Origin of the sequence: Sphaerimonospora sp. CA-214678, assembly GCF_050942215.1 — a bacterium.
In the GTDB taxonomy this organism is placed as follows: domain Bacteria; phylum Actinomycetota; class Actinomycetes; order Streptosporangiales; family Streptosporangiaceae; genus Sphaerimonospora.
In genome coordinates this window covers 6,277,518-6,287,659 of sequence record NZ_CP192056.1, presented here as the reverse complement: position 1 = coordinate 6,287,659, position 10,142 = coordinate 6,277,518, and the positions used below count along the sequence as shown (strand labels likewise).

At 70.5% G+C, this 10,142-nt stretch carries 6 protein-coding genes and 2 riboswitches; of the genes, 2 read left to right on the top strand and 4 right to left on the bottom strand.

The window, feature by feature from the left end; translation table 11 throughout:
* Window positions 1–28: 28 nt before the first annotated feature.
* Window positions 29–1,666, top strand: a complete 1,638-nt coding sequence (locus tag ACQP1K_RS28015) for a flavin-containing monooxygenase (protein WP_433498677.1) — start codon at window positions 29–31, stop codon at window positions 1,664–1,666.
* A 235-nt stretch (window positions 1,667–1,901) separates the two neighbouring features.
* Here the strand turns inward: ACQP1K_RS28015 and ACQP1K_RS28010 are convergent, their stop codons facing one another.
* The 3 genes from ACQP1K_RS28010 to ACQP1K_RS28000 form a co-directional block, all read right to left on the bottom strand.
* Window positions 1,902–2,207, bottom strand: a complete 306-nt coding sequence (locus tag ACQP1K_RS28010) for a sulfurtransferase TusA family protein (RefSeq protein WP_433498676.1) — start codon at window positions 2,205–2,207, stop codon at window positions 1,902–1,904.
* A gap of 136 nt (window positions 2,208–2,343) precedes the next feature.
* Window positions 2,344–3,351 (bottom strand): ribonucleotide-diphosphate reductase subunit beta, encoded by a 1,008-nt coding sequence (locus tag ACQP1K_RS28005; RefSeq protein WP_433498675.1) that lies wholly within the window; start codon window positions 3,349–3,351, stop codon window positions 2,344–2,346.
* Entirely contained in the window at window positions 3,348–5,747 is a 2,400-nt protein-coding gene (locus ACQP1K_RS28000; protein ID WP_433498674.1) for a ribonucleoside-diphosphate reductase subunit alpha, read from the bottom strand. The genes ACQP1K_RS28005 and ACQP1K_RS28000 overlap by 4 nt, the downstream gene beginning before the upstream one ends.
* Window positions 5,748–5,876: 129 nt before the next feature.
* Window positions 5,877–6,083, bottom strand: a riboswitch (cobalamin riboswitch).
* A 241-nt stretch (window positions 6,084–6,324) separates the two neighbouring features.
* A riboswitch (cobalamin riboswitch) is annotated at window positions 6,325–6,564 on the top strand.
* A gap of 150 nt (window positions 6,565–6,714) precedes the next feature.
* On the opposite strand from ACQP1K_RS28000, the gene metE reads away from it, so the two are divergent.
* Window positions 6,715–9,027: a 5-methyltetrahydropteroyltriglutamate--homocysteine S-methyltransferase gene (gene metE / locus ACQP1K_RS27995; protein WP_433498673.1), complete on the top strand. Its 2,313-nt coding sequence runs from the start codon at window positions 6,715–6,717 to the stop codon at window positions 9,025–9,027.
* A 61-nt stretch (window positions 9,028–9,088) separates the two neighbouring features.
* On the opposite strand, the gene ACQP1K_RS27990 is transcribed toward metE, so the two are convergent.
* The gene (locus tag ACQP1K_RS27990; RefSeq protein ID WP_433498672.1) at window positions 9,089–10,027 is read right to left on the bottom strand and encodes a sulfite exporter TauE/SafE family protein; all 939 of its coding nucleotides are present in this window, start codon (window positions 10,025–10,027) and stop codon (window positions 9,089–9,091) included.
* Window positions 10,028–10,142: the final 115 nt, after the last annotated feature.

Sequence of the window (10,142 nt, the reverse complement as noted above, 5' to 3'; positions counted from 1 at the left end):
CGCGTTCTTCCCACCCCCAGGAGGGCCATTGTCCATCTCCGACCGGGATGCGCGGACCGCCTCCCGCACCGTCCCATCGCGGGTCGACGCCGTCATCGTCGGCGCCGGCTTCTCCGGCATGTACATGCTGCACCGGCTCCGCGAGATGAACCTGTCCGCGATCGTGTTCGAGGCCGGTGGCGACGTCGGCGGCACCTGGTACTGGAACCGCTATCCGGGCGCCCGGGTGGACGTCGAGAGCCTGGCGTACTCGTACTCGTTCTCCGCGGAGCTGGAACAGGAGTACGAGTGGCTGGAGCGTTACCCGGCCCAGCCGGAGATCCTCCGGTACGCGCGGCACGTGGCCGACCGGTTCGGCCTGCGCCGGGACATCCGCTTCGACACGCGCGTGACGGCCGCGGCCTACGACGAGGGCGGCAGGGCCTGGCGGGTGCGGACCGAGCACGGGGACGTCGTCACGGCCCGCTTCCTCGTCATGTCGACGGGATGCGTGTCGGTGCCGAAGTCGCCGGAGATCCCCGGCGTCGGCCGATTCGGCGGCCGCGTCCACCACACGGCGAACTGGCCGCATGAGGGGGTGGACCTCACCGGCCTGCGGGTGGGCGTCATCGGCACCGGGTCCTCGGGCGTGGGGGTGATCCCGCTCATCGCGGAGCAGGCCGCCGACCTCACCGTGTTCCAGCGCACCGCCGCCTACAGCTTCCCCGCTCGCAACCGCGGGCTCCGCCCGGAGGAGATCGCCGGCGTGAAGGCGAACTACCGGGCCTTCCGCAAGGAGCAGCGGGAGTCCCATTTCGGCATACCGGTCCCGATGCCGACGCGGTCCGCGCTCGAGGTCTCCCCGGAGGAACGCGAAGCCGCCTACGAACGGGCATGGGAGATCGGCGGCCTGATCAGCCTGATGTACACCTACACCGACCTCTACACCTCCCGGGAGGCCAACGACACGGCGAAGCGGTTCGTCCATCGGAAGATCCATCAGATGGTCAGGGATCCGCGTACGGCGGCCGACCTCTGTCCCGACTACCCCGTGGGGACCAAGCGCCCGTGCCTGGACACGGGCTACTACGAGACGTACAACCGGGAGAACGTGCACCTGGTCAACCTGCGGCGCACGCCGATCGCGGAGATCACCGAGACGGGCGTGCGCACCTCGGACCGGGAGCACGCGCTCGACGTGATCGTGTACGCCACCGGGTTCGACGCGATCACCGGGGCGTTGACGAGCGTCGACATCCGGGGCCGGGGCGGGGTCTCGCTCAGGGAGAGCTGGCGCACGGGCCCGCGTGCGTACCTCGGGATCGCCGCGGCGGGCTTCCCGAACCTTTTCATGATCACCGGGCCGGGGAGCCCGTCGGTCCTGTCGAACATGATGGTCTCGCTCGAACAGCACGTCGACTGGGCGGCCGGCGCGATCGGCCACCTCGAACGCAACGGCCTGACGACCATCGAGCCGACCCGGCAGGCCCAGGACGCCTGGACGGACCACGTCGACCTCGTCGCCGCCCACACGCTCTTCCCCGAGACCGACTCCTGGTACACCGGGGCGAACGTGCCGGGCAAGCCGCGGGTCTTCATGCCGTACGCCGCGGGCGTCGGCCAGTACCGCAAAAGGTGTGACGACATCGCCGCCCGGGGTTACCCGGGCTTCACGCTCTCCGCCTGACGGCCGCCGCCGACCTCGCCGTGCCGCCCAACGGCCCCAACGTGGAGGCGCCGTCGCGGCGACGACCGCGATGACGCGCCTGGCGAGGGGGAAGGGCCAGGCGGGCCGTGGGCGGTGGCGCTGATGCCTGCGATGGGTGAGCACGCGGCGAAACGAGCCCCATCGCAAGGCCCAGAAACTCTACTCTTATGTCGGGATATATAGCAATAATCGGCGATGGTGACGGCGGCGCGTCTCAGCGGTCCGCGAGGTGCCAGGGCGCCTGGGGGCGGGTGGCGCGGCCCGTCGCCTCCACCCGCAGGGCATAGGTGGGACGGTCGGCCTCCGGCAGCGGGCCGAGGTAGCTGTGGCCGGTCAGATGGCACCAGGCCGGGAGGTCGATCGGCGCGGCCGGGTCGGTGGCGATCAGGTGGACGACGTCGCCCGGCGCCAGGCCGTCCACGAGGCGGCGCAGCTCGATCAGCAGTCGCACACAGCGCCGGTCGCCGCCGTCCAGGACGACCGGTCCGGCGGCCCGGCCGTCATTCGTCTCATGACTCATGTGGCCACCGAGAGATCGGCGGGCCGCCGTTCCAGCATTCCGTCCTCCAAACGTCAGAGAAACAGTCTAGATCCGGGCCTCCCCCGGCGTTCGGGGAGCTGCGGAGGCCCGACTCCGGTAGCGGACCCGGGCGACCTCAGAAATCGGCGTCGAAGCTGACCGTCCCGGTCACCCCCACCTGGTACGCGGACACGCGGCGCTCGAAGAAGTTCGTCAGCTCCTGGACGTCCTGCAGCTCCATGAAGGCGAACGGGTTCTTCGAGCCGTACAACGGCTCGATGCCGAGCTGGGCCAGCCGGCGGTCGGCGACGTGCTCCAGATAGGCGCGCATGTCGGCGACGGACATGCCGGGCACGCCCCCGCCGAGCAGGTCTTCGGCGAACCGGGCCTCGCACTCGACCGCCTCGGCGAGCATCTCCCCGACCCGCGCGGCGAGCTCGTCGTCGAAGAGGTCCGGCTCCTCGCCGCGTACGACGTCCACCACGTCGAAGGCGAAGGCCATGTGCAGGGACTCGTCGCGGAAGACCCAGTTGGTGCCGGAGGCCAGCCCGTGCAGCAGCCCACGCGAGCGGAGGAAGTAGACGTAGGCGAACGCGCCGTAGAAGAACAGCCCCTCGATGCAGGCGGCGAAGCAGATCAGGTTGAGCAGGAAGGCACGCCGGTCCTCCTTGGTCTCGAGCCGCTGGAGGTCGCCCAGCGAGTCGATCCAGCGGAAGCAGAACTCGGCCTTCCTGCGGATCGAGGGGATGTTCTCCACCGCGGCGAAGGCCTCGGACCGCTCCCGCTCGCCGGGCACGTACGTGTCGAGCAGGTTCAGGTAGAACTGGACGTGCACCGCCTCCTCGTAGAGCTGACGCGACAGGTACAGCCGCGCCTCCGGGGAGTTGATGTGCTGGTACAGGTTCAGCACCAGGTTGTTGGCCACGATCGTGTCGCCGGTGGCGAAGAAGGCGACCAGGCGGCCGACCAGGTGCCGTTCCGCCTCGGAGAGGCGGTCCAGATCCTTGAGGTCGGAGTGGAGATCGACCTCTTCGACGGTCCAGGTGTTCTTGATGGCGTCGCGGAACCGGTCGAAGAACCGCGGATAGCGCATCGGGCGCAGGGTCAGGTTCATGCCGGGGTCGAGCAGCAGATGAGCGGTCACTGGCAGGCCTCGCAGTAGTCGGGGTTCTCAAGGGAGCCGTCGCCCGGAGAGCAGACCCTGGCCTGCTCCCGTACGGGCTCCGGGGCGACGGGAACGGTCGCCTGCTGGATCCGCGTCGCCGGACGGGAGCGCAGGTAGTAGGTCGTCTTCAGGCCCGCCTTCCACGCGTAGAGGTACATGGAGGAGAGCTTGTCGATGGTGGGCGCGCTCATGAACAGGTTGAGCGACTGGCTCTGGTCGACGTACGGCGCCCGCGCGGCCGCCATGTCGATCAGCGCGCGCTGCGGCAGCTCCCATGCCGTGCGGAACAGGTGACGTACGTCGGCCGGCAGCTCGGCGATGCCCTGCACCGAGCCCTCGGCCCGCCTGATCGCGGTCCTGATCCGCTCGGTCCACAGCCCGCGTGCCTTCAGCTCGGCGACCAGGGCGTTGTTGATCTGGAGGAACTCGCCGCTGAGCGTCTCGCGCTTGAACAGGTTGGACACCTGCGGCTCGACGCACTCGTAGCAGCCGGCGATCGAGGCGATGGTCGCGGTCGGGGCGATGGCGACGAGCAGCGAGTTGCGCAGCCCGTGTTCGGCGATCTTCCCCCGCACCCGCGCCGACCACTCGGGCAGTGCGCTCTCGACGTTCCACGGGTCGTGGTGGAGCCTGCCCCGCGCGGCCCACGTCTCGTCGTACGCCGGATGGGCGCCGTGACGTTCTGCCAGATCGGCCGACGTCTCCAGGGCCGCCAGGTAGACCTCCTCGGCGATCCGGGTCGACAGCTCCCCGGCCTCGGGCGAGTCGAAGGGCAGACGCAGCGCGAAGAAGACGTCCTGCAGGCCCATCACGCCGAGCCCGACCGGACGCCAGCGTGCGTTGCCGGTGGCGGCCTGCTCGATCGGGTAGTAGTTGATGTCGATCACGCGGTCGAGGAACGTCACAGCGGTGCGGACCGTGGCGCGCAGCCGCTCCCAGTCCATGCCGGTCCTGTCTTCGGCGAGGTGGGCCGCGAGGTTGACGGAACCGAGGTTGCACACCGCGGTCTCGGCGTCGCCCGACACCTCGATGATCTCGGTGCAGAGGTTCGACAGGTGGACCACGTTTCCCGGCTCGGCGGCCTGGTTGCAGAACCGGTTCGAGGTGTCCTTGAAGGTCATCCAGCCGTTTCCGGTCTGCGCGAGCGTACGCATCATCTTGGCGTACAGGTCGCGGGCCCTGACCTGGCGGACCTGGCGACCCGCTGCCTCGGCGGCCCGGTAGGCGGTCTCGAACGCCTCGCCCCACAGGTCGGGCAGTTCGGGGACCTCGTCGGGGTCGAACAGCGACCACAGGTCGTCGTTCTCGACCCGGCGCATGAACTCGTCGGGGATCCAGTTGGCCAGGTTGAGGTTGTGCGTGCGCCGGGCGTCCTCGCCGGTGTTGTCGCGCAGTTCGAGGAACTCCTCGACGTCGGGATGCCACGGCTCCAGATAGACGCAGGCCGCGCCTCTGCGCCGTCCGCCCTGGTTGACGGCCGCCACCGATGCGTCGAGCGTGCGCAGCCACGGCACGATGCCGTTGGAGTGGCCGTTGGTGCCGCGGATCAGCGCGCCGCGCGACCGTACGCGTGACCAGGAGATGCCGATGCCGCCCGCGAACTTCGACAGGTGCGCCACCTGGGCGTAGCGCTCGTAGATGGAGCCCAGCTCGTCACGCGGGGAGTCGACCAGATAGCAGGACGACATCTGGGTGTGCCGGGTTCCGGAGTTGAACAGGGTCGGCGAGCTGGGCAGATAGGCCAGCGACGACATCAGGCGATAGAGGTCGACGGCCTCGTCCGGCGTCCGCGCCAGACCGCACGCCACCCGCAGCAGCCAGTATTGCGGCGTCTCAACCGCCAGCCGGGTGAACGGGTGCCGCAGCAGGTAGCGGTCGTAAACGGTGCGCAGCCCGAAATACTCGAACCGCAGGTCGCCGTGTGGATCGACCGCGTCGTCCAGCTCGCCGGCGTGGGCGGCCACGAACGCGGCGGTCGCGTCGCCGATCAGACCCTCGGCGTGGCCGAGACGGACGGCCTGGCTGAATGACGCGATGCCCTGGCCGCCCACCTCCTCGCCGATATAGGCGGCCAGCAGCCGCGCGGCCAGACGCGAATACTGCGGCTCTTCGCCGATCATCTCGGCCGCCGTCTGGATCGACAGCCGGTCCAGTTCCGCCGTGGTCGCCCCGTCGTACAGACCGCTGATGGTCCTGGTCGCCACGCGCAGCGGGTCGACGTCGGCGAGATCGCCCGCCCAGCGCTCGACCGCTCGCACGATCCTGGTCACGTCGACGGGTTCCGGCAGGCCGTCGCGTTCGCGTACGCGCATCTGCCGCGGCACGGGCTCGTCCGCCGTCGCCGATCGAGCCGGCGGGTCTCCGGTGACCGTCATGGTCCTCTCCTCGCGAACTCGGTCCACACGACCGAGGCGCGCGCAGGAGACGCCCGGCGGAGACGCACAGCGGCCGCCGCCGGAGCCGTCGGCCGTCCCGCGCGACCTCGGAGCGGCCGCGCACGCATGGTCGTACGCGGCACGCCGGCAGGTCTTCGGACTCGTGGGCGCGCTCGTAGCTCCTACTGACCGTCGCTTCCCAGGCCGTGATGGCCCAGTGCGTATGACGGCGGTCGTTCCCACTCACCGCTGCGGGGCAGTCCCGGACTTCCACCGGGTTCCCTCTTGCCCCGGCCACCCTGACTGAGCGGCCGGACCAGCGCAGGGACACCATATATGGGGTGACGGGTCGATGTCACACCCAACATGTTGAGTCCTGATGAAACGGTGCCGATCCTGACCCGGCACCGCGGCGTTCCCGCCGGTCTGCCGCGGTCAATCAATCGATCATGACGTCATCGCCGCGTTCGCTCCCGGGGACACCGATCCGGAGCCGGTGACCACCGATCGCCCGGACATTCTCGGGCATCCCTCCTGAGCGGGCCCGCGTGGAAGCCGGTGATCCTCGGGACTACTCTGGTGACGCAGTCGGTTCGCCTCCGCCGCCAGGCGGGAGCGTCGTAAGAGGGAACCCGGTGCGGTCGGTGCCCGCCCCCGTCGTCGACGGACGGGCAGGCCAATTCCGGGACTGCCCCGCAGCGGTGAGCGGGAACGACCGCCGTCAACGCACTGGGCCATCACGGTCAGGGAAGCGACGGCCAGTAGATGCCCGGGCTCGGTGAGCCCGTGGCGTGCCCGCGAGTCCGAAGACCTGCCACTGCCCGCGTGCGACCGCACGCGGTGACGTCGATGGCCTCGTGGGCGGGCCGGCGGCCTTCGCGAGCGGTATGCGCGCGTTCGCCGGCGGGCGTTCCTTCAGGTCTTCGAGGCCGGTCGGCGTCGTCCGTGACTCGCGAAGGAGAGTTTCATGGCCCACAGTTCCGCCGCCCCCACTTCACTGGCGACCGTGTACGGCTACCCGCGCCAGGGGCAGGACCGCGAACTCAAGAAGGCGATCGAAGGCTACTGGGCGGGGCGTGCCGGCGCCGACGAGCTGCGTGCCACCGCCGCGGGCCTGCGCCGTACGGCCTGGCGCGACCTCGCCGACGCCGGCATCGGCGAGGTGCCCTGCGGCGACTTCTCCCTGTACGACCATGTGCTGGACACCACGGTCATGGTGGGTGCGATTCCCGAACGGCACCGGGCCGCGTTCGAGGCCGACCCGCTCGACGGCTATTTCGCCATGGCCCGCGGCACCCGGGAGGTCACTCCGCTGGAGATGACCAAGTGGTTCGACACCAACTACCACTATCTGGTGCCCGAGCTCGGGCCGGACACCGTCTTCGCCGCCGATCCCGCCAAGCCCGTCGGGGAGTTCCAGGAGGCGCTCACCCTCGGGTACGACGCGCGGCCGGTCCTGGTGGGCCCGGTCACCTACCTCCTGCTCGCCAAGCCGGCCCCCGGCGTCGATCCTGGCTTCGATCCCGTCACGCTGCTCGACCGGCTGCTGCCGGTCTACGCCGACGTGCTCGCGCGGCTGCGGGCGGCCGGCGCCGAGTGGGTGCAGCTCGACGAGCCCGCCCTGGTCCAGGACCAGCCCCCGGCCGTCCTCGACGCGGTCGCCCGCGCCTACCGCGAGCTCGGGACGCTGACCCGCCGGCCGAAGCTCCTCGTGGCGAGCTACTTCGACCAGCTCGGCGCGGCGCTTCCCGTGCTGGCCGCCGCACCCGTCGACGGCCTCGCGCTCGACTTCACCGGCCCGGCGGCGGCCAACCTCGACGGCCTGGCGCGGGTCGGGGGACTGTCCGGCAGGCGCCTGGTAGCGGGGGTCGTGGACGGCCGCAACGTCTGGATCAACGACCTGGAAAGGTCGCTGTCCACTCTCGCCACCCTGCTCGGCCTGGCCGGGCGGGTGGACGTCGCCGCCTCCTGTTCACTTCTGCACGTGCCGCTCGACGTCGCGGTCGAGAGCGAGATCGAGCCCGAGATCGCGGCCTGGCTGGCCTTCGCCCGGCAGAAGGCCGCCGAGGTCGCCACCCTCGCCCAAGGCCTGGCCCGCGGCACCAATGTCATCGCGGGCGCCCTCGCCGGCAACCGGGCCGCCCTGGCCGCCAGGAAGACCTCCGCGATCACCTGCGACCAGGTCGTACGGGCACGAGCGGCGGCGGTGACCGTACGGGAGACCCGGAGGGCTCAGCCGTACGCCGAGCGGGTGGCCGACCAGCGCGCCCGCCTGGACCTGCCCGTGCTCCCGACGACCACGATCGGGTCCTTCCCGCAGACCGACGAGCTGCGGGCGGCCAGGGCCGACCTGCTGGCCGGACGCATCGACGAGGCCGCGTACGACGAACGCATCGCCGCCGAGATCCGCGAGGTCATCGCGTTCCAGGAGAAGACGGGCCTGGACGTCCTCGTCCATGGCGAGCCGGAACGCAACGACATGGTCCAGTACTTCGCCGAGCGGCTCACCGGCTATGTCGCCACCCGGCACGGCTGGGTCCAGTCGTACGGCACCCGCTACGTACGGCCGCCGATCCTCGCCGGAGACGTCTCCCGGCCCGCGCCGATGACCGTGCGGTGGACCACCTATGCCCAGTCCCAGACGAGCCGGCCGGTCAAGGGGATGCTCACCGGGCCCGTCACCATGCTCGCCTGGTCGTTCGTACGGGACGACCAGCCGATCGCCGACACCGCCCGGCAGGTCGCCCTCGCCCTGCGCGACGAGGTCGTCGATCTGGAGGCCGCCGGCGCTGCCGTCATCCAGGTCGACGAGCCGGCCCTGCGCGAGACGCTGCCGCTGCGTGCCGCCGCCCGGCCCGCCTACCTCGAGTGGGCCACCGAGGCGTTCCGCCTCACCACGGCGGGCGTACGGCCGCAGACACAGATCCACACGCACATGTGTTACGCGGAGTTCGGCGAGATCCTGGCCGCGATCGACGCCCTCGACGTCGACGTGATCAGCCTGGAGGCCGCCCGCTCGCACATGCGGGTGGCGCACGAGCTCGCCGAGGCGGGCTACCCCCGGCAGGTGGGGCCCGGGGTGTACGACATCCACTCTCCCCGTGTCCCCGGCACGGAGGAGTTGGTCTCCCTCCTGCGTGAGGGGTTGGCGGCCATCCCCCTCGAACGCCTGTGGGCCAACCCCGACTGCGGGCTGAAGACCCGGGGCCGGCAGGAGGTGCACGACTCGCTGCGCAACCTGGTCGAGGCCGCCCGGCTGATCCGGGCCGAGGCGACCTGAGCCATGCTCCTCGTCCGGACGGCGCCCTCTCGGGTGGCGCCGTCCGGAACGAGGGCGACGATCAGGCCGGGGTGACCTCGGTCTCGGCGTCGCGGCTTCCCGGCTCGGCCTCGATCGCCTCGACCGACTCGTTGGCCCTGTCCTGGCGGTACGCACGTACGGAGTAGGCGATGGCGGCGGCCCAGACGACGGCGATGGCGACGTAGGCGACGGACTGCACGCCGCCCGGGGCGTCGATCCAGTCGCTGCGCAGCAGCGTTCGTACGTTGGTCAGCACGATGATGCCGCCCACGGCCGAGCCGAGGACGCGCGGCGGAATGTGGCGCACCAGCCAGGCGGCCAGCGGGGCCGCGATCACGCCGCCGAGCAGCAGCACGGCCACCCACGAGAAGTCGATGTTCTCCGAGCCGATGCCGACGAAGAAGCCGATGCTCGCGGCGATGGCGATCGCGAACTCACTGGCGTCGATCGAGCCGATCACTTTGCGCGGCGCCAGCCGGCCGCTGGCGAGGATGGCCGGGGTGCCCACCGGGCCCCAGCCGCCGCCACCCGTGGCGTCGACGAAACCGGCCACCACGCCGAGCGGGGCCAGAAAACGGGCGCGCAGCGGCTTGCCCAGGTTTCCGCGCGGCAGCCCGAGCAGGGTGAACCGGACCAGGATGTAGGCGCCCAGCGCCAGCAGGATCAACGACATGACCGGGGCGGCGACCTCGGTCGACAGGCTGGACAGGAAGGTCGCGCCGGCGAAAGCGCCCACGGCGCCGGGGACGGCGATCTTACCGACCACTTTCCAGTCGATGTTGCCGAAACGCCAGTGTGAGATGCCCGAGGCCAGGGTGGTGCCGATTTCGGCAAGATGAACGGTGGCGGAGGCCGCCGCGGGGTTGGTGCCGATGGCGAGCAGCAGCGTCGTCGATGTCACGCCGTAGGCCATGCCCAGGCTGCCGTCGACGAGCTGGGCGGCGAAGCCGACCAGGCCGAGCAGGATGAGAGAGCGCACGATGCTCCTTTCCGAGTATTCCTACTTAATCAGTCGGGAAAATCGTGATTGTGCCGTGGTGATCCGTCAAGTCACGATTCGAACTCGGCCGTTCCGGCGAAACGAGACATCGTCG